We start from the raw sequence: 19,382 nt of genomic DNA, 5'->3' as shown, positions 1-19,382 counted from the left end.
TGCGGATACGCGATGCTGTTGAACAGGCTCAAGCCACCCCGACTTCCACCACGCCGCTGTTCAACCGCACGGGCCAGACACGCAGACGCTGTTGCGGGTACTCCAGGCAACTGCCGTCTTCAAGGCGGAAATGCTGTTTGTAGATCGGCGATGCAACCACCAGATCACCCTTGATGCTGCCCACCAACCCGCGACCGATCACGTTCGCCCCGGATTGCGGGTCATGGTTGTCGATGGCGTAGAGGGTCCGACCCTCGGCACCCGGCAGGTAGAACAGCGCCACTTGCGCGCCGTCGAGCCAGACGACGACGCCGGAGTTGCTGACCAGGTCCTGTTGCTCGCACACCGATTGCCAAGCCTCAGTGTTTTCCAGGGAATCGATGCGTTGGGTATTGGACTGGCTCATCAGGCAATCTCCTCGATAACAGGGATAAGGTTGAGTTCGGCCGCCATGATCGGGCGCCGCTGGCCGCGTTCCTGGACAAAGTGGATGTCCGGGTCCGGGCGTTTATCGTTGACGAAGGTACGGAAGCGCTTGAGTTTTTCCGGGTCTTTGAGGGCGTTGGCCCACTCGCATTCATAGCGATTGACCACCAGTTGCATCTGCGATTCGAGCTCTTCACCCAGCCCGAGGCTGTCGTTGATGATCACGTCCTTGAGGTAATCGAGGCCTCCTTCCAGGCTTTCGCGCCACACCGAGGTACGCTGTAATTTGTCGGCGGTGCGGATGTAGAACATCAGGAAGCGGTCGATGTAGCGGATCAGGGTTTCATCGTCGAGGTCGGTAGCGAACAGCTCGGCGTGACGTGGACGCATGCCGCCGTTGCCGGCGATGTAAAGGTTCCAGCCTTTCTCGGTAGCGATCACGCCAACGTCTTTGCTCTGGGCCTCGGCGCACTCGCGGGTGCAACCGGACACCGCGAATTTGAGCTTGTGCGGCGAGCGCAGGCCCTTGTAGCGGTCCTCGATGGTCAAGGCCATTTGCACGCTGTCCTGCACGCCATAACGGCACCAGGTGCTGCCGACGCAAGACTTCACTGTGCGGGTCGATTTGCCATAGGCATGCCCGGTTTCGAAACCGGCTTCGATCAGCTCGGCCCAGATGTCCGGCAATTCATGCAACTGCGCGCCAAACAGGTCGATACGCTGGCCGCCGGTGATTTTGGTGTAGAGGTCGTATTTCTTCGCCACCACACCGATCGCGATCAGTTTGTCGGCGGTGATCTCACCACCGGGGATGCGCGGCACCACCGAATAGGTGCCGTTTTTCTGCATGTTGGCCATGAAGGTGTCGTTGGTGTCCTGCAGCGGCACCAGTGAGGCGTCCATGATCGGCTGGTTCCAGCACGACGCGAGGATCGAGCCCACCGCTGGTTTGCACACGTCGCAACCGGTGTGGCCACGGCCATGCTTGGCCAGCAGTTCTTCGAAAGTGATCACCCCTTCTACCCGCACCAGCGCATAAAGCTCTTGGCGGGTATAGGCGAAGTGTTCGCACAGGCTCTTGTCGACGCTAACGCCACGGGCGATCAACTCATGCTCGAAAACCTGCTTGAGCAGCCCGGCACAACCACCGCAACCGGTGCAGGCCTTGGTCTGCGATTTGAGCAGGCCGAGGTCGGTGCAGCCACCGTCGATGGCCGAGCAAATGGAACCCTTGGTCACGTTGTGGCACGAGCACACCGTGGCCGCTTCGGGCAACGCGCCCGGGCCGAGGGTCGGCGCACCTTCGGACGACGGCAGAATCAGGCTGGCGGGTTCCGCCGGCAGCGCAATCGCGTTCTGCATGTATTGCAGCAGCGTGTCGTAATAGCTGTTGTCACCGACCAACACCGCACCGAGTACGTGCTTGCCCGTCGCGTCCACCACCAGGCGACGATAGCTGGCCGTGGTTTCGTCGATGAACTGATAACTGCGCGCGCCCGGCGTGCTGCCGTGCGCATCACCGATGGAGCCGACATCGACGCCCAGCAGTTTGAGTTTGGTCGACATGTCCGCGCCCATGAACGGCTCGGCGGTTTCGTTGCACAGCAGTGCGGCGACACCGCGCGCCATTTGGTAGCCCGGGGCGACCAGGCCAAAAATGCTGCCATTCCACGCGGCACACTCGCCGATGGCATAGATGTTCGGATCGCTGCTCTGGCATTGGTCGTCGATCACCACACCGCCGCGCGGGCCGACTTCCAGCGAGCATTGACGGGCCAGTGCGTCTTGCGCACGGATACCGGCGGAAAACACGATCAGGTCGGTTTCAAGGAATTCGTCATTGGCGAAGTTCATCCGGTAGCGGTATTCCTCGCCTGCGCTGATCGATTGCGTACCGCGCGACAGGTGCACACCGACGCCGAGCCGCTCGATCTGCGCCTTGAGTGCCAGGCCACCGTACTCGTCCAGTTGCACCGGCATCAGGCGCGGAGCGAATTCCACTACATGCGCTTCCAGTCCCAGGGTTTTCAGGGCGTTGGCCGCTTCCAGACCCAGCAAACCACCGCCGACCACCACACCGCGTCGGGCGTTGCTTGCCGCAGCACGAATGGCATCGAGGTCTTCAAGGGTGCGATACACCAGCCGCGAATCGCCCTCGGCGCCTTCGATCGGTGGCACAAACGGATAGGACCCGGTGGCCAGCACCAATTTGTCGTAAGAAATGCACCCTTGCGCGGTGATCACCTGGCGGCGTGCGCGGTCGATTTCCAGGACCGGCACCCCCAGATGCAGGGTGACGCCCGGGGTCTGGTACAGCGAGGCTTCGCCGAGGGCCAGCGACTCGGCATCACGGCCGGAGAAATACTCGGAAAGATGCACGCGGTCGTAGGCACGCATCGGCTCCTCGCTGAACACGTGCAGCCGATAGTGATCAAGGGCACCGCGTTCGATCAGCTGTTCGACACAATGATGTCCGACCATGCCATTGCCGATCACGATCAGCGTTTGCAGCTTGTTCAAAGTGGCAACATTGGAATTCATAAGAGACACCCGTCGATAGCTGTTCAAAAAGCAAAAAAAAACGCCTGAAACCTTGCGGTTCCAGGCGTCTTTGCCTGTTCATTTACGGTGCTAAGTCAGGCATCTATGCCGGATCCACCGATGTTGCCCGCGACCTGTTCGGCCAATCGATCGTCGTTGACCGAGGGGGCTGCCCACTCGACTGCGTTCACAGTGGGCCTGAACAGTGTCTTGCAGACTTTGTGCCAGTCAGCCATTGGCAGTCCTTGCGCCAGTAAACGTTGACTACGGGCGCCTATGAACGCCCGATATTTGCCTTCGCATAGTGCAGAGGCGTGTTGCGCGGCCTTATAAAAGTGCACACCTCAGAGGTATTTGAGGATCGCGATATCGCGGCGGCGCTGCTTGAGGTTGGCGAACCAGCGCGTCGGGAAGAACAGCAGCACCCCGAGGATCACACTCCACAGCCACACCGTGGGCAGGTTATCGAAGCCATAATAGGCCCCCTGATTGGCGCCCCAAATCGCGACCGCCACCAGGTACATGGCCTTGAGTACGTACAAGTGCAGCAAATAGAAGAACATCGGCGCCCCGCCGTAAATCGCCAGGGTCGCGGTGGACCAGCGATCCTGCAGCTTCTCGAACAGCGCCAGCAACATCAGCGAAAGGCCAATCGTCGGCATCAGGAACATCAGCGACGGCGGGTACTTCTTGGCGCTCATGAAACTCATGAAGGTGCGCAACGAGTCACCGGTCTGCACCCAGGGTTTCTCGCCATAGACATTCAAGTAGCGAATGAACACGAACGCCACCAGCAGGCCGGCGCCCAGTTTGAGCAGGCGGGAAATCCGCTCGGCCGGGTCCATGTCCTTGCCGAACCACGGCCCGATCCCCCACCCCAGCAGGATCACGCCAATCCAGGGCAATACCGGATACGTGGTGCGGGCCCGGGTGAATTCGGTGATGTCGATGAACACCCGCTGATGCAGGATCGACCACGGCACGAAAAACGGCGACTCCGGCCCCACGGTCACGCCATCGAGCAGGTTGTGCCCGGCGACAATGGCCACGCCGAGCACAATCAACCAACTGCGTTTGAAGTGCAGCAACCCGGCGAGCACGATCATGCAGATACCGATGCACCAGATCACCTGCAGCCACAGGGTCTTGGGCGGGAACTCGGCGTTCCAGGCAAAGCACACAAAGGTGACTTCGAGAAACACCAGGAACAACCCGCGCTTGAGCAGGAACACCGAGGTTTCTTTCGCCGTGTGTTTCTGGCTGTAGAGCCAGGCCGACAAACCGGTGAGGAAGATGAACGCCGGCGCGCAGATTTCGCTGAGCATGCGGGTGAAGTACAGGTCCGGCGTGACGCTCAGCGCATCGATCGGGTCGGTGACCTGACGGTGCAGCAGAAAGGTTTCGCGCACATGGTCGATCAGCATCAACAGCATGACGAAACCGCGCAGGGCGTCGATCGCCAGCATGCGGGTGTTGGCCTTGACGGCACTGGTTGCAAGCGCAGGGGAAGCGGTTGTCGCCTGCCCTGCCAATCCTGAAGATGGGGTCATATCAGTCACTCATGTAATGGTCGAGGGATCAGGCCTGTTTATTCCACGGCCACCACGTAGGTGTCCTGCCACGGCAGCTCGAAGCTAATTTTACCTGCGGCATCGGTGCGCTGGGTGAACACTTCACCGGGTATCGATCAGGTGCTGAACCACACCCGGATCCGCCAGGGTGGAGATATCCCCCAACCCCTCATATTCGGCCGTGGCAATCTTGCGCAGAATCCGGCGCATGATTTTGCCCGAACGGGTTTTCGGCAGGCCCGGCGCCCACTGGATCACATCCGGCGAAGCAATCGGACCAATCTCCTTGCGCACCCAGTTTTTCAGTTCCAGGCGCAGCTGCTCGCTCGGCTCTTCGCCACCGATCAACGTGACATAGACATAGATGCCTTGCCCTTTGATGTCGTGCGGCACACCGACCACCGCCGCTTCGGCGACTTTCGGGTGGGCGACCATCGCGCTTTCGATCTCGGCGGTGCCCATGCGGTGGCCGGACACGTTGAGCACGTCATCCACGCGACCGGTGATCCAGTAGTAACCGTCTTCGTCACGACGCGCACCGTCACCGGTGAAGTACATGCCGCGGAACGTCTTGAAGTAGGTATCGACGAAGCGGTCATGGTCGCCATACAGCGTGCGCGCCTGGCCTGGCCACGAATCGAGAATCACCAGGTTGCCCTCGGCCACGCCTTCGAGGATGTTGCCCAGGTTGTCCACCAACGCCGGCACCACGCCGAAGAACGGACGTGCCGCCGAACCCGGCTTGAGACCGTGAGCGCCCGGCAGCGGGCTCATCATGTTGCCGCCGGTTTCGGTCTGCCACCAGGTGTCGACGATCGGGCAACGGGATTGGCCGACGTTCTTGTAGTACCAATCCCACGCTTCCGGGTTGATCGGCTCACCGACCGAACCCAACAGTCGCAGGCTGCTGCCATCGGCGCCTTCAACAGCGGCTTTGCCCGACGCCATCATCGCGCGGATCGCGGTGGGCGCGGTGTAGAGGATATTGACCTTGTGCTTGTCGACGATTTTCGCCACCCGGGTGATGTCCGGATAGTTCGGCACGCCTTCGAACAACACGGTGGTCGCGCCGTTGGCCAGAGGGCCATAGACAATATAGGTGTGACCCGTGACCCAACCGACGTCGGCGGTGCACCAGTAGACTTCGCCCGGACGGTAGTCGAACACACGCTCGTGGGTCATCGCCGCGTACAGCAGATAACCGCCGGTGGTGTGTTGCACGCCCTTCGGCTTACCGGTCGAACCGGAGGTATAAAGGATGAACAGCGCTTCTTCAGCGCCCATTTCTTTCGGCGCGCACACAGTGCCCGCCACTTTCATCAGGTCCTCGAACCAGATGTCGCGATGCTGATTCCACTTGATGTTGCCACCGGTGCGCTTGCACACGATGACTTTCTGAATGCTGCTGGTTTCCGGGTTGGTCAGCGCGTCGTCGACGTTGGACTTGAGCGGGATCTTCTTGCCGGCACGAATGCCTTCGTCGGCCGTGATCACCACTTTGGATTTGCAGTCGATGATCCGTCCCGCCAGGGCTTCCGGCGAGAAACCACCGAACACCACCGAGTGAATCGCGCCGATCCGGGTACAGGCCAACATGGCGACCACGGCTTCAGGGATCATCGGCATATAGATAGTCACCACGTCGCCGCGGTGCACATCCTGGCCACGCAGGGCGTTGGCGAACTTGCAGACTTGTTCGTGCAACTCGCGGTAGGTGATGTTGCGGCTTTCGGCCGGGTCATCCCCTTCCCAAATAATCGCGACTTGATCGCCGCGCTCGGCCAGATGACGGTCGAGGCAGTTGTAGGAAACGTTCAGGGTGCCGTCGGCGAACCATTTGATGTCGACATGGTGATCGTCGAAAGAAGTCTGTTTCACCGTGGTGAAAGGCTTGATCCAGTCGAGGCGCTTGGCTTGCTCGCGCCAGAAGCCGTCCGGGTTAACGACCGACTGCTGGTACATGGCCTTGTAGGTCACCTCATCAGTCAGGGTGTTGGCCGCAACCTCGGGACGAACGGGATACAGAGAAGCCGCACTCATCTTTGTTACCTCGGTGGAATAGTTGTTGCTAAGTGTTTGTACTGATTAAACGTGCCCAGTACCTGGTAACCGGGAAACGGCTGCGATGTTTTCCACAGGTTAAGCTTTTGGCGCAATTGTCTAAGCCGAACTTGACCTCTGAGAAATTCGGATCGACTGTTTTCACCCCGGAAACAGCAGAATCCCTCAGCTTTAGTCATCCCCATAGAATCTACCGACATGTGCCAAATAGAACGTAGCGTAACTTCCGTCCAACATTCATGAGCATGGATGGAAATGGGCTTTAGTTACACGACTGGGTTAAATTACCGTGAACTCAACCGTTACTCGAAGATCTGCCAGGCGTTGTTGACCGTCGGATCTTCGAGCTCGGAAATCGGCAAGTACGTATAGACCTGACGATAGAGAAAGCAAACAGAGCGTTCGTAATACTTACGGTCAAAAATGCCTCTCTAGCGCCCCAGGAAGATTCTTCCTACAAGGTGTATGAAATTCCCACCTGCACGGTTCTAGGCGCCCCTGGATAGGCGTAGACATTGCCGAATGCCCCTTCCTCGTAATCTTCGTCCCCCAGATTTTTCACATCCAGATTGAGCCTGATCTTGTCGTTGACCTTGTAGTAACTCAGCAGGTCGACAACGGTGTAGCTGCCCATTGAAAACGACGTATTGGCCGTCTGCCCTGCTCGCTCATCGACGTATTTGAGCCCGGTGCCGAGACCCAGCCCCTTGAGTGCGCCATCCTGGAACTCGTAGACGTTGAGCAGGCTGAAGCTGTTCTGCGGAATATTCATTAGCCGGGTGCCGGATTTGATGACGTTGTCCTTCGTCACTTCGGCATCGACATAGGCGTAGCCGCCAATCACGCGCCATTGCGGGGTCAGGTTGCCGGCGATGTTCAAGTCAAAGCCACGGCTGCGTACCTCGCCTGCCGCCACGCTGTAGGTCGAGTCCACGGGATCGGTGGTGAGCACATTGCGCTTTTCGATCTGGTAGATCGCCGCATCGACACTCAACTGGCTGTCCAGCGCTTGCCACTTGATACCCAGCTCATAGGATTTACCCTTTTCCGGATCAAAACCGCCGCCCTCGCGACTGGCACCGGTATTGGGCTTGAACGAGCGCGCCGTATCGGCATAAATCGCCACTGTGTCGCTGAGGTCGTAGGTCACCCCTATGCGCGGGGTCACGGCATTGTCGCTGGCCTGCCAGCTTCTGCCGCCCGGCACGAAGGTTTCGTAGTCATGCTCGAAGCGTTCGAAACGGGCCCCGGCCAGGACGCGCAAGCGCTCGGTCAAGGCCACCTGATCCTGGATGAACGCGGCGTAGGTCTTGAGGTTTTCCTTGTCGTTGGTCGGGGTGCGGGTCAAGGCTGGACGCGGCTGGCCGTACACCGGGTCGAAGATATCGATCGGGTAGGCACTCACCGCTCCGCTGGAGCGCTGGATTATCGACTGGTAGTCGTAATCTTCGTACTCGACGCCGGTCAGCAAGGTATGTTCGAAACCGCCCGCGGTGAAATGCCCGGTGAGGTTGAGCTGGGTGTCCTTGTCCGTCCACTCCAGCTTGCGATAGTTGAAGTTGCGGCCCAGGGTGCGCCCGTCAGCCGCGACACCGTTGGCCTCGACGGCATTTCCCTGCAGTGTGCCGTCGAGCCATTGGAATCCACCGCCCAGCGTCCAGGTATCGTCGAGCACGTGTTCGAAACGCAGCTGCGCCATGTTGTTGTCGTTGTGCAGTTTGCCAACGTCTTTTTCGCCGAAGAAGGTATCGCGGGAGGCCGTGCCGATCTGGTTTGGATAGCGCGTCAGGCCGCGATCGAGCGGGTGGTTGTTGCGCATGAAGTCGCCTTCGAAAATCACCCTGGTGTCGTCGTTGACCTGCCAGGCAAGCACCGGCGTGACGCCGTAGCGCTCGGTTTCGACATGATCGCGGAAGGTGTCGCCGCCCTCACCCACCACGTTCAAGCGATAGGCCAGGCGGCCTTCTTCGTCGAGCGGGCCGGAAGCATCCAGGGTGCCACGCTGCATGCCCTGGTCATCGAGTTGGCTGCCCAGAGTCACAGTGGGCTCGGCCAGCGGCTGCTTGGAGATCACGTTGAAGGTGCCACCCGGATCGCCGCGGCCATAGAGCATGGTCGCGGGCCCTCGTAGCACTTCGAGCCGTTCGATGGTGTTCGCATCCGGCATGTTCGGATAGCCACGGTTGATCGGGAACCCGTTGCGATAAAACTCGCCGGTGGTAAAGCCACGTACAGTAAAGGTGGTCAGCCCCTGGCCACCAAAATTGTTGGCCCGCCCCACCCCGCCAGCGTAGTCGAGGGCGTCCTGCAATCGAGTGGCACTGATGTCCTCGACGACATCCTTTGTCACCACACTGATGGATTGTGGTGTTTCGTGAATCGAAGTGTCGGTACGCGTCGCACTGGCCGAACGGGTCGCGCGATACCCCTGGACCGGCCCTTGGGCCTGCTCATCGAATACTCCATTGATATCGATCGCTTGTAACTCTAACGAGGCGGGATCAGTGGGTGATTGTTCAGCCCAGGTGGACTGAGAGATAGCTTGAATCACACACAGAGAAACGAGAGTTCGACGCATGAACATAAAACCTTTGAGAAGATACCGGCCACATCAACAGCCGGGAGGAATTGTAACTAATGATATCAATTCCCATTCTCACTGAATAGTCTTTACTTTCAAACAACTGTGTTAATGCACAACTCATTGCAGCAACAGCCGCCCACTGACAATCGAGGTTAAGTAGTCAGGGACATCAGTGACGTAATAGTCTACGTAGCGGGATCCCATCTTTAAGTACAGGAGATTTAATGACGATATAACTGAAGTACTTGGAGATACCGATGTTCTTGTCCAGAAGCCCTTCGATCACTTCCTGATAATGCTGAATGCTGCAGGTCATGAAGCGCACCAGGTAATCGTAACCGCCACTTACTAAATGGCACTCAAGTACCTCATCGACCAAACGAATATTGGATTCGAACTTGGCGAAGTCCTCCCGTTTATGGTCGCTGAGCGTGATTTCAGTAAATACCGTGACCGAGTCAGTGATCTTGGCAAGGTTTAGATGAGCTCTGTACCCGGAAATATAGCCAGCCGATTCAAGCCGCTTGACCCGCTGCAAGCACGGGCTGGATGACAGACCCACCGCATCGGCCAGGCTGACGTTGGTCATTCGACCGTCTTTTTGAAGTTCAACCAGGATACTGATATCAATTCGGTCTAGTTTAATTAAACCTTCCATCGGGTACCTCGTGATTGCCGTTCAGTTAGACAGTGGTTTTAGCAAACTCAACGTCGCAAAGATAGCTGATGCTGAGCGACCAGGTCGGCCATGCTGGTGATGTAAAAATCTGCGGAGTATTCCTGAGTAGAATCTTCATGGCCGCGGCGAATCAGGCACAAACCAGCCGATTTTGGCGGCTGCGCTGGAGGTCTGGATACCTGCAGAATATTTTTGGGCTCCAGGTTATTGGCCAGCAACCATGCGCCGTCCTCCAATGGATTACTGGCTCGGGAATGCAGGTCTTCGGGTAAAATCCCCAAACGCTCACAGAGCTGCTCGCGATCTTCAGCATCACGATCGCAGTACACCAGCAGCCGATAGAATTTGCGCAGGTACAACATGGCACCCGGCGCGTCCTCGAACAGTGACCAGTTGCATGCCGAACGGGCGAAACTCATGCCCTCCTCCCAACTGGCCTTGAGCCCAAGGTGCTCTGCCAGTTGACGATGGGCAAAGCACAATAAACCACTGAAACCCAGCTCGGAAAAACGTGGGTACAGCGTGCGCACCGCCTCGTCAAACTCAGCCAATACCTCTTCCCTGCCCAGCGTGCCCGAATGGTTTTCGAGCAAAGGTTGCAGGGCCGTCCAGATACCGGAATCCCGATCGACCAGGACTTCGTCGCAATCGATCAGCAGTGCACGATAATCAGTCAGGTACATGGTGTGTAGCCTCCCATGATGCATTCATCAATCCATGTGCTCTAAATGCCCTCGGTTGGCGCATTGCTGCAAAGCGCCAACCGAGGCATGAGATCAATTCAACACACGCAACAATGCCGCTTCAAGAATAGTCAGCGCTTCGTCGATCTGCTCCTCTTCGGTTACCAGAGGCGCAAGGAAGCGCAGCACATTACGGTACACCCCACATTTGATCACCAACAGCCCACCCACCCTGGCTTGATCGATCAGTTGTTGGGTGAGTTCGGCATCGGGGCTGCGGGCCTCATCATCCTTGATCAGTTCGATAGCCAACATGAAGCCGGTGCCGCGTACGTCACCAATGCGCGGATGACGTGCCTGCAAACGCAGCAGGCCCTGACGTAACCGCTCGCCCAACAGGTCACCGCGTGCAAGCAACTGCTCTTGTTCATAAGCTTCGATCACCGCCAACGCCGCCGCGCACGCCAGGGCGTTACCGCCATAAGTACCGCCGAGACCACCGGGTAATGGCGCATCCATGATGTCCGCACGACCCACCACGCCCGATATTGGCAAACCACCTGCCAGGCTCTTGGCGACAGTGACCAGATCCGGCTGAATCCCGGCGTGCTGAAAACCGAACCATTTGCCGGTGCGGCCGAAGCCGGTCTGGATTTCATCAAGAATCAGCACAATGCCATGTTGTTCGGTCAGCGCTCGCAGCGCCTGGAGAAACTCCGGTGGCGCACTGAGGAAGCCTCCGTCGCCCTGCACCGGTTCGATGATGATCGCCGCCACTCGATCCGGCGTGACCTGGGTCGCGAGCAATTCGTTCAGGGCTTGCAGCGCCATCTCGCTGCTGAAACCGCGATAAGCGTTAGGGTACGGGGTATGGAAGACCTCGGGAGCGAAAGGCCCGAAATTCTGCTTGTAGGGTTGGCTCATGCCGGTCAAGGTCGTACCGAGCAACGTGCGCCCATGGAAACCGCCTCGAAAGGAGATGACCGCCGGGCGATTGGTATGCGCGCGGGCGATCTTCACCGCGTTTTCCACAGCCTCTGCACCGGAGGTAAACAGCGCCGCCTTGTAGGCTTCGCCACCACCGACCAATTCGCACAAGCGTTGTACCAGGTCGAGATAGGGCTTGTAGGCCACGACCTGGAAGCACGCATGGCTGACCTTTTGCAATTGCGCCTGCACCGCCGCGACCACCTTGGGGTGATTGTGGCCGATGTTCAGCACGCCGATGCCGCCGACGAAATCCAGGAAGCGCTTCCCGTCCACGTCCCACATCTCACAACCCTGGGCCCGATCGATGACCAGCGGGTGTGCGGTGACCAGCCCTCGTGGCACGAATTGATCGCGTTGACGGAGCAAATTCGGGGTTTCTTCGACTTTACTGTTCATTGGCATCTCTCATAGTGAGTCTGGCAACCGGGTAGCGGCTGCGACGTGATTCACAGGGTAAGCTTTCGACGCAATTGTCTAAGCCGAACTTGACCCCTGAGAAATCCGGATCGACTGTTTTCACCCCGGCAAACAGCAGAATCCTTCAGCTGTGGCCCGGCCCCATGGAATCTGCCGATAGGCGCCCCCTACAACGCAGCGTGATGCGTTTACGCAGAATCATTCGACATATCCTGCTCCGCCACTCGGGCATGCTTGAGGCTCCCTATTTAATGCGAGAAATGACCCATGGCCCTGCTCTATAAAGCCGACCCGGTGCGCGGTGAACATTGGAAGCGTCTGTTTGCCGAGCACGCCCCCGATATCGAATGGCGTGCCTGGCCGGACATCGGCGATCCGCAGGATATTCGCTACCTGGCGGCCTGGCAGGCGCCGGACGATGTCGACACCTTGCTGCCAAACCTGCAGGTATTGTTCGCCTTGTCGGCGGGTGTCGACCAGCTTGACCTTGACAGTCTGCCAACGGACCTGCCGGTGGTACGTTTACTCGACCCCGGCATCACCCGCGGCATGTGCGAATACGCCAGTTTTGCGGTGCTGAGCCTGCACCGGGATATGCTCCGCTATCGCCAGCAACAAATGGCCCGGTGCTGGCAGGCTCACCTGCTGCAACCGGCAGCCAAACGTCGAGTAGGTGTCATGGGGCTCGGCACGCAGGCTCAACAGATTCTGGCCACGCTGCAGCCTTTTGGCTTTGCCTTGTCGGGCTGGGCACGTAGCGAACATCAGATTGAAGGAGTGGATTGCTTTGCGGGTGCCGGGCAACTTCCGGCGTTCCTCGGCCAATGCGATATCGTGCTGTGCGTCCTGCCATTGACCGAGCAGACCAAAGGGATTCTCAACCGTCAGTTATTCCAGCACCTGCCAAAGGGCGCTGCCTTGGTCAACATGGGCCGGGGTGGGCACCTGATAGAAGAGGATCTGCTTGAGGCTTTGGCCAGCGGCCAGCTCAGTGCGGCGGTGCTCGACGTACTGCAACAGGAGCCGGCGGCGCCAGACCATCCCTTCTGGCACCATCCGCAAATATTGCTGACACCGCATATCGCTGCGATGACCCAACCGGAAAGTGCGTTTAGCGTGTTGCTGGAGAATATCCGCCGACATCAACGCGGTGAGTCAATGCTTGGCCAGATTGACCGCGAGCGAAGTTACTGACCAACGGCTGTCAACTCACCAGTAACAACCAACCGACGCCAGATTTTTTATCTTCTCTGAGGCAAATCTGGCGTTAAACAACAGACCTGATGTTCATCTCATTTTGCTGTTTCTGCGCATACCTCCCCCCAAGAACCAGCCGACATTTGCTGCTGACCTCGCCCCCCAATTGAGCAGTAATTGCGGCCCCTGAAGCCGCAACTTATGCAATCTACCGAATTGATTGCAGCCCATTGTCAGGCCTCGCCGTAGCTGCGATATAGCCACCCGCTGTGTGCCGCCCGGCCGTGCAGATCAAGTCCACCGCAAGACGGTGCTCGACAAGATGCTCCCGGGTTGCTTCGCAGTGGTTCACCTGAGCTGCCGTAAGAGCGTTGCCTGCCGCGCAGGCAACGAACACTAATAAGATCAAATGGGGTAAGCGATGAACTTCGCAAAACAAAGCTCTCTCTCCTTGGCTGTCATTGCTGCCACCGCGCAACTGGCAATAGCTGGACAGCAACAAGAATCCAAAGGCTTCATTGAAGACAGTAGCCTTGGACTGCTCAACCGTAACTTCTACATGAACCGCGACTTTCGCGATGGCGGCAGCAACAGCCAGGGCACCAACGGCGCCAAGCCGGCCAGCGAGCGCAATGGCTATCGGGAGGAGTGGGCACAGGGTGCCATGCTCAACTTCGCCTCCGGTTTCACCCAGGGCACCATCGGTTTCGGCACCGATGCCTTCGCCTACGGTGGGGTCAAGCTGGATAGCGGCCGCGGCCGAGCCGGGACCGGCCTGCTGCCGATCAGCAACAACCGCACCGCCGACGCTGAAGTGCCAGACAGCTACGGCGAGATCGGCGGCGCAGTGAAGATGCGCATTTCCTCTACCGTGCTGAAGTACGGCGAACAACGCCCGACCGCTCCGGTATTCGCCACCGGCGACAATCGCTTGCTGCCGGAAACCGCTACCGGCTTCCAACTGACAAGCAAAGAGTTCGACGCTGTTTCTTTCGAGGCTGGCCACTTCACCGCATTCAACAATCGAGCCTCGACCAACTCCGATGACAAACTGCTCACCACTTACGGTGGGACCGAAGCTGACAGTGTCGACTTCATTGGCGGCACCTATAAAGTCAACAACAACCTCAGCCTGATGGCGTACACCAGTGAGGCCGAGAATGTCTGGCGTCAGCACTTCGGCAGTGCCTCCTATACGATCCCTCTGACTGATCAGCAATCGCTGAATTTTGGCTTGACGGCCTATAAGACCCAGGACCAAGGCGAAGCGCGTGCCGGTAAACTGGACACTACGAGCTGGTCGGCAAAGGCGGCCTATTCCTTGGGGGCCCACAAGCTCACCTTGGCTTATCAGAAGATCGATGGCGACGAGTATTTCGACTACATCGGTGTGGACTCGATCTGGCTGGCCAACTCGATTCAGTACTCCGACTTCAACGCCCCCAACGAGCGTTCCATCCAGGCTCGTTATGACCTGAACATGGCCACGTTCGGCATACCGGGGCTGAGCTTCATGGCCCGCTATGTCAAGGGTGATCAAATCGATGGCACCAAGGCCGATCCGCATGGTGCCTATGCCAACAAGGTGGGCGACGACCAGAAGGAGTGGGAGCGTGACCTGGAAGCAAAATACGTGGTCCAGGAAGGGACCGCCAAGGACCTGTCCTTCCGCCTGCGCCAGGCTACGCATCGCGCGACCTCGTTCGAGAGCGATATCGACGAGGTCCGCCTGATCATCGAGTACCCGCTGAGCATTCTGTAACGGTTGATCCTGGCCGGTTTTGCTCGTGGACCGGCCGACTTTCTTGAAGGTCTGCTCCCGCTCCCTTAGCCTTGAGGCGCCCATCCGGGCGCCTTTTTTTTAAGCAATCCCTCCATCAGAAGCGCCTTTTGCGTTGGCCTGCATCCTGAAAACCGACCCGGTATTTGCTGCCGATACTGCTTCTCATTTGAGCAGTAACTGTGGCCTGCAGATCCATCGATGACGGAATCTGCCGAATCAATTGGAGCCTCTTGTCAGGCTTCGCCGCAGGTGAGATACAAATACTTTCAGCGGAGAAATCCGACCGATTACGCCCCCTTCAACTGGAGACCTGACATGTCCGTCTCGCCACGCCCTGCGTATAGCTATCGCCCCATGACTCCGGCCGATGTGCCGTTGGCCCACGCCTTGTCCGTACAGTTGAAATGGCCCCACCGCCTGGAGGAATGGGCCATGTTGCAGCGCATCGCGAAGGGTTTTGTCGCAGAAGACGCAGGCCGCTTGATCGGTACCGCGTTTACCTGTCCGCAGGGAGATTACGCCACTATCGGCCTGGTGATCGTCAGTGATGAGTACCAGGGCCAGGGTATAGGTCGCAAGCTGATGGAACTGGCACTTGAGGCTTGCGGATCACGTACCGCCATACTCAATGCGACGCTGGCCGGTGCCCCACTTTATGCCAGCCAGGGATTCATCGACTTTGGACATATTCAACAACATCAGGGGCACGCGCGGGCTCCTGCACCAAATGATCTGGCAGCCGGTGAGCGCTGCCGCCCGCTGACCGAAGCCGATCGGGCCGTCCAAATCGAACTGGCCAACGCCGGAAGCGGCCTGGACCGAGAAGTCGTGCTCAATGATCTGTTCGATGTCGTTGAACACTCGGTCGGTATCGAGCGCGATGGTCAGCTGCGAGCCTTCGCCATGCTGCGTTCGTTCGGCCGTGGTCGCTGTATCGGCCCGGTCATCGCCGAAAATCCAGAGCAGGCCAAGCACTTGATCGCGGTGTTGTTGGCCCGGGTACCGGACGCCTTCGTGCGCATGGATATACCGTCCGACAGCGGTCTGGCCCCCTGGCTGGAAGAGACCGGGCTAAAGCACGTCGACACCGTTGCGCAAATGGCTCGTGGCACCCCACCTCAGGCTATCGGCACAGTGCGCCAGTTTGCTCTGGTGACTCAGGCCATCGGCTGACAAACCCAGCGTTACATCCAATGCATTTTCCTGGAGAAACACCTTCATGCTCGAACCCACTGCAGTGCTGTTGGCACACGCCGACGGCAGTCCCGCTTCAACAAAATTCACCCCCGGTTCGTTGGGGGGCACCGATCCTTTCGACCGGTACATTGCTTATCTCGGGCCGGATGACATCGCTGCCGGCGTGGTCCAGGCGAGCGGACAGTTCAACGTCGATGACTATCCCTATAGCGAAACGATCGTGGTTCACGCGGGACGCGTCACCCTGCAGAGCCAGGATCACAGGCTCCAACTAAATCCCGGCGACAGCGCCGTGATCGCCCGCGGTACGTCGCTCCAGATCGAGGCGCAACCCGACTCTCTCTGGGCATTCTGCGCGGATACCCAGCTCGTTGAAGAGCGCCATCCCGGGCTCACCGCGCTCCCCCCGCTAACCCTGCTCTCTCCCTCGGCGGCACCGGGGCCAGAAATTCTGCTAAGCCCGGCACCGCAATGTCGCTCACACAATTTGTTTGTCGAAGAGGCGACCAACCTGCGCATCGGCGTCTGGGATTCGACACCCTATACCCGCGGGGCGAGGCCGCACCTGCTGCATGAACTGATGCACCTGATCGAAGGTAGCGTCACCCTCCAGGTGGCGGACGGGACCGATCTGACGGTCAACACCGGCGATACGGTATTTGTGTCCCGAGGTGCCCCATGCGCCTGGCATAGCAGCGTCTACGTACGCAAGTTCTACGTCGTCAAATAACTCGAATCGCGTTAGCGCCGGCAGATGAGTTTTCCTCCGCCGGCCCCCCCAGCAAACCGATCAATCACTTGCGGAGCTCAGACAATGGGATTAGGTGGCTTCAGTACCGGAAAACTCCTGATCATCCTGTTGATCGTGATCATGCTGTTCGGAACCAGGCGCCTGAAAGGCTTGGGGTCGGACCTCGGCGACACGATCAGGGGGTTCCGCAAATCCATGGGCGACGATAAGCCAGTTACCGAGGAACCCAGGGATCGCTAATCGTGGTGTTGAAGATCGTGGGTGTGGCGAGCACCCAAGCCCCAGTCACAATTCAAACAGAGGTGAGAAGCGGAAATGGAAGTGCAACTGATGTCAGACAATTCTGTCGCCGGGGAAGCATTCTGGGAGCGTGTGCGCGCAGCCTATCCAGAGCAGCGCCCCCTATTGAACCTGAACAACGCGGCCGTGAGTCCGCCGCCGCTGGTGGTAGAGCAGGCTATGATCGATGCCTATCGGCTGATCAGCCAAAACCCGGACGTCAATATGTGGAGCAAGCTCGACGCCGAGCTCCCTACGATCAAGCAACAGCTGGCTGACATGGCCGATTGCGATCCCGATGAGATCGCCCTGAACCGCAACTCATCCGAAGGCTTGTCGACAGCCATCTTCGGCATTCCATTGAAGGCCGGCGACCAGGTGCTGGTCTCACTGTGGGACTACCCGAGTGTAATAGCCGGATGGCTGCAGCGTCAGCAGCGCGAAGGCATCGAAGTAGTGACCGTCGACTTCGACCTGATGGACGATGAGAATGTCATCGTGCAAGCGTATGCGCAGGCAATTACCCCGCGCACCCGGGTGATCCAGTTGACCCACATGCTGCACTGGACCGGGCGGGTCCTTCCGGTCAAACGTATCTGTGCGCTGGCCCGGGCGCAGGCGATTATCACGGTGGTGGACGGTGCCCAGACGTTTGCGCAGATGCCGCTCAGCTTCCGCGAACTGGATTGCGACTACTTCGTCACCAGCCTCCACAAATGGCTGGGCGCGCCGGTCGGCAATGGCATGCTCATTGTCAGGCGCGACCGAATCGACAGCACCTGGCCGTTGCTGGGGCCTTTCGACCCTCCGCCGCTACAGATCGACAAGTTCGACCACTGGAATCTCGGCACCTATAACTCGGCGATACAGGCGGGCATTGCCCCGGCTATCCGTTTCCATACGGAAATCGGCACGCAAGCCATTCACACGCGTCTACAGGAGCTGACCCGCTACTGGGTTGACCTCGCCAAAGACATTCCCGGTTTCAGGCTTCACACGCCACTTGATACCGTCGAGCTGGGCGCAGTAAGCCTGTTCTCTATCGATCAATGCGATGCTCGATGGGTTGAGCAGGAGCTTCGAAACACCCACGGAGTGCATGTCAAGTTCCGCCAGATCAGACACATCAGCGGACTTCGGGTATCGCCGAGCATCTACACGCAGAAGAGCGATCTGTGCCGCTTTGTCGAGGCGCTAAAGCAGGTGGTTGCAAGCAGATAGCCTGGCTGGTCAGGGGATACACTTGAGACCCGCGGAAGCGGTGGCCCCCTGAAGGAGGCTTGAGTGTGTTCCCCCCACCGCAGCTAGATGCCATCACCTGGGGAGTACAAGGGACTAACCAAATCGTAACTTTTTGCCAGGCGTTCGATGCTGCCATCACGTTCCAACTCCGCCAGGATCTTATCGAGACGCTGCATGAATTTGGGCTTGTAAGGGTAAGCCGTAGCATTGAGCCGGGTATAACCAAGGTACCCCGCCTCACCGGAGAGCCAAGGTCCTTCGACTAGCCAGTTGAGATCACTCTGGACAAAGACGCCCTCGCGCTGCATCTGCTCAAGTTCCCATTGGACCGAAAGGCGGTCATTGATATAGACATCTATTCGCCCATGGTAGAGCCTGGCCAGGTTGGTACGATTGTCGTTGGCATAACTCTGCTTCAAGGCACCTGTAGCGAGCATGCTTTGGTAATCCTGGTCGTCAATGCTCATGAACCCTCTGTTCACGCCAATACGTAGACCGCTATAGGCAAACGGGAAACGTTCGACCGGCTGTTTTCGCGCCAACTCTGCGCGCACAAAGACGACTACCTTCTCCTTCAATATAGGCCGCGAGTAGTCCATCCAGGGCCGTGCGCTGGGGCGATAGTAGGGCGGATAGAGAGCAAAGGCACGGCCGCTGGCCACTTCCGCCAGACCGCGCGCCCAGGGCACGGGACGAATGTGCACGTTGTATTCCGGCATGCGGCTAAAAGCTGTGCGCAGAATATCGGTGTAAAGCCCTTTGACCTCATCCCCCTCGGCGTAGCTGTATGGCGGGTAGCCGGCGTCACAGAGAATGACCACGTCTATGGGAGAGCTCGCCCAACTCTTGGCGTGCATGGCGCAGCCCACCAAAACCATCAATAACAACCGCATACTCGACTTCCTTCACATTCCTTTGATCCCTCTTCGCTGGCCCTTCGCAACACTGAAGGAAAGAGCCGTTAGAAGCGATTCCACTGCG

General features: G+C 58.5%; 16 protein-coding genes. 6 read left to right on the top strand and 10 right to left on the bottom strand.

Translation table 11 applies throughout. The annotated features are described in order from the left end of the window. Nucleotides 1–28: 28 nt before the first annotated feature. The 9 genes from nirD to gabT all read right to left on the bottom strand — a co-directional run bounded on the left by nirD (nucleotide 29) and on the right by gabT (nucleotide 11,931). A complete protein-coding gene (nirD, locus tag ACSQ87_RS13900; protein WP_223430122.1) occupies nucleotides 29–406 on the bottom strand; it encodes a nitrite reductase small subunit NirD in 378 nt (125 codons plus the stop codon). Next, a complete protein-coding gene (nirB, locus tag ACSQ87_RS13895) occupies nucleotides 406–2,967 on the bottom strand; it encodes a nitrite reductase large subunit NirB (RefSeq protein WP_223430123.1) in 2,562 nt (853 codons plus the stop codon). Before nirB ends, nirD begins: the two co-directional genes overlap by 1 nt. 95 nt (nucleotides 2,968–3,062) lie before the next feature. Next, on the bottom strand, nucleotides 3,063–3,203 hold the full coding sequence (locus ACSQ87_RS13890; protein WP_156400838.1) for a hypothetical protein: 141 nt from the start codon (nucleotides 3,201–3,203) through the stop codon (nucleotides 3,063–3,065). A gap of 108 nt (nucleotides 3,204–3,311) precedes the next feature. Further along, nucleotides 3,312–4,517 carry a DUF1624 domain-containing protein gene (locus tag ACSQ87_RS13885; RefSeq protein ID WP_223430124.1) on the bottom strand — a complete coding sequence of 402 codons (1,206 nt, stop codon included), beginning with the start codon at nucleotides 4,515–4,517 and terminating at the stop codon, nucleotides 3,312–3,314. Nucleotides 4,518–4,640: 123 nt separating this feature from the next. Continuing rightward, nucleotides 4,641–6,578, bottom strand: coding sequence for an acetate--CoA ligase (gene acs / locus ACSQ87_RS13880; protein ID WP_223430125.1), 1,938 nt, complete (start codon nucleotides 6,576–6,578; stop codon nucleotides 4,641–4,643). 475 nt (nucleotides 6,579–7,053) lie between these two features. Further along, on the bottom strand, nucleotides 7,054–9,177 hold the full coding sequence (locus ACSQ87_RS13875; RefSeq protein ID WP_223430126.1) for a TonB-dependent siderophore receptor: 2,124 nt from the start codon (nucleotides 9,175–9,177) through the stop codon (nucleotides 7,054–7,056). 175 nt (nucleotides 9,178–9,352) lie between these two features. After that, nucleotides 9,353–9,841, bottom strand: a complete 489-nt coding sequence (locus ACSQ87_RS13870; protein WP_223430127.1) for an Lrp/AsnC family transcriptional regulator — start codon at nucleotides 9,839–9,841, stop codon at nucleotides 9,353–9,355. 47 nt (nucleotides 9,842–9,888) lie between these two features. After that, nucleotides 9,889–10,545, bottom strand: a complete 657-nt coding sequence (locus ACSQ87_RS13865) for an HAD family hydrolase (protein WP_223430128.1) — start codon at nucleotides 10,543–10,545, stop codon at nucleotides 9,889–9,891. 93 nt (nucleotides 10,546–10,638) lie between these two features. Further along, nucleotides 10,639–11,931 (bottom strand): 4-aminobutyrate--2-oxoglutarate transaminase, encoded by a 1,293-nt coding sequence (gabT, locus tag ACSQ87_RS13860; RefSeq protein WP_436273670.1) that lies wholly within the window; start codon nucleotides 11,929–11,931, stop codon nucleotides 10,639–10,641. A 288-nt stretch (nucleotides 11,932–12,219) separates the two neighbouring features. On the opposite strand from gabT, the gene ACSQ87_RS13855 reads away from it, so the two are divergent. From ACSQ87_RS13855 to ACSQ87_RS13830, 6 genes are all read left to right on the top strand, one after another. Beyond that, nucleotides 12,220–13,146, top strand: a complete 927-nt coding sequence (locus tag ACSQ87_RS13855; protein ID WP_223430130.1) for a 2-hydroxyacid dehydrogenase — start codon at nucleotides 12,220–12,222, stop codon at nucleotides 13,144–13,146. Nucleotides 13,147–13,570: 424 nt separating this feature from the next. Continuing rightward, nucleotides 13,571–14,911, top strand: a complete 1,341-nt coding sequence (locus ACSQ87_RS13850) for an OprD family porin (RefSeq protein ID WP_223430131.1) — start codon at nucleotides 13,571–13,573, stop codon at nucleotides 14,909–14,911. Between the two features lie 336 nt (nucleotides 14,912–15,247). Then, nucleotides 15,248–16,105, top strand: a complete 858-nt coding sequence (locus ACSQ87_RS13845) for a GNAT family N-acetyltransferase (RefSeq protein WP_223430132.1) — start codon at nucleotides 15,248–15,250, stop codon at nucleotides 16,103–16,105. Nucleotides 16,106–16,151: 46 nt separating this feature from the next. Then, nucleotides 16,152–16,859, top strand: coding sequence for a cupin domain-containing protein (locus ACSQ87_RS13840; RefSeq protein ID WP_223430133.1), 708 nt, complete (start codon nucleotides 16,152–16,154; stop codon nucleotides 16,857–16,859). 84 nt (nucleotides 16,860–16,943) lie between these two features. Continuing rightward, a complete protein-coding gene (gene tatA, locus ACSQ87_RS13835) occupies nucleotides 16,944–17,120 on the top strand; it encodes a twin-arginine translocase TatA/TatE family subunit (protein WP_223430134.1) in 177 nt (58 codons plus the stop codon). A 75-nt stretch (nucleotides 17,121–17,195) separates the two neighbouring features. Next, complete coding sequence (locus ACSQ87_RS13830) at nucleotides 17,196–18,380, top strand: aminotransferase class V-fold PLP-dependent enzyme (protein ID WP_223430135.1); 1,185 nt, start codon at nucleotides 17,196–17,198, stop codon at nucleotides 18,378–18,380. An 83-nt stretch (nucleotides 18,381–18,463) separates the two neighbouring features. On the opposite strand, the gene ACSQ87_RS13825 is transcribed toward ACSQ87_RS13830, so the two are convergent. Further along, complete coding sequence (locus ACSQ87_RS13825; RefSeq protein WP_223430136.1) at nucleotides 18,464–19,294, bottom strand: substrate-binding periplasmic protein; 831 nt, start codon at nucleotides 19,292–19,294, stop codon at nucleotides 18,464–18,466. Between the last annotated feature and the right edge of the window lie 88 nt (nucleotides 19,295–19,382).

This window comes from Pseudomonas sp. LjRoot277 (genome assembly GCF_964253845.1).
Taxonomy (GTDB): domain Bacteria; phylum Pseudomonadota; class Gammaproteobacteria; order Pseudomonadales; family Pseudomonadaceae; genus Aquipseudomonas.
Note: the sequence above shows the minus strand (reverse complement) of the source record. Positions and strands in the feature narration are given on the sequence as shown.

What these genes read in the sequence shown, in the direction of transcription:
- ACSQ87_RS13865 (WP_223430128.1), bottom strand. Translation starts at nt 10,545, where the DNA reads ATGTACCTGACTGATTATCGTGCACTGCTGATCGATTGCGACGAAGTC.
- nirD (WP_223430122.1), bottom strand. Translation starts at nt 406, where the DNA reads ATGAGCCAGTCCAATACCCAACGCATCGATTCCCTGGAAAACACTGAG.
- ACSQ87_RS13875 (WP_223430126.1), bottom strand. Translation starts at nt 9,177, where the DNA reads ATGCGTCGAACTCTCGTTTCTCTGTGTGTGATTCAAGCTATCTCTCAG.
- ACSQ87_RS13840 (WP_223430133.1), top strand. Translation starts at nt 16,152, where the DNA reads ATGCTCGAACCCACTGCAGTGCTGTTGGCACACGCCGACGGCAGTCCC.
- ACSQ87_RS13855 (WP_223430130.1), top strand. Translation starts at nt 12,220, where the DNA reads ATGGCCCTGCTCTATAAAGCCGACCCGGTGCGCGGTGAACATTGGAAG.
- ACSQ87_RS13850 (WP_223430131.1), top strand. Translation starts at nt 13,571, where the DNA reads ATGAACTTCGCAAAACAAAGCTCTCTCTCCTTGGCTGTCATTGCTGCC.
- ACSQ87_RS13885 (WP_223430124.1), bottom strand. Translation starts at nt 4,517, where the DNA reads ATGACCCCATCTTCAGGATTGGCAGGGCAGGCGACAACCGCTTCCCCT.
- ACSQ87_RS13890 (WP_156400838.1), bottom strand. Translation starts at nt 3,203, where the DNA reads ATGGCTGACTGGCACAAAGTCTGCAAGACACTGTTCAGGCCCACTGTG.
- ACSQ87_RS13830 (WP_223430135.1), top strand. Translation starts at nt 17,196, where the DNA reads ATGGAAGTGCAACTGATGTCAGACAATTCTGTCGCCGGGGAAGCATTC.
- tatA (WP_223430134.1), top strand. Translation starts at nt 16,944, where the DNA reads ATGGGATTAGGTGGCTTCAGTACCGGAAAACTCCTGATCATCCTGTTG.
- nirB (WP_223430123.1), bottom strand. Translation starts at nt 2,967, where the DNA reads ATGAATTCCAATGTTGCCACTTTGAACAAGCTGCAAACGCTGATCGTG.
- gabT (WP_436273670.1), bottom strand. Translation starts at nt 11,931, where the DNA reads ATGAACAGTAAAGTCGAAGAAACCCCGAATTTGCTCCGTCAACGCGAT.
- ACSQ87_RS13870 (WP_223430127.1), bottom strand. Translation starts at nt 9,841, where the DNA reads ATGGAAGGTTTAATTAAACTAGACCGAATTGATATCAGTATCCTGGTT.
- acs (WP_223430125.1), bottom strand. Translation starts at nt 6,578, where the DNA reads ATGAGTGCGGCTTCTCTGTATCCCGTTCGTCCCGAGGTTGCGGCCAAC.
- ACSQ87_RS13845 (WP_223430132.1), top strand. Translation starts at nt 15,248, where the DNA reads ATGTCCGTCTCGCCACGCCCTGCGTATAGCTATCGCCCCATGACTCCG.
- ACSQ87_RS13825 (WP_223430136.1), bottom strand. Translation starts at nt 19,294, where the DNA reads ATGCGGTTGTTATTGATGGTTTTGGTGGGCTGCGCCATGCACGCCAAG.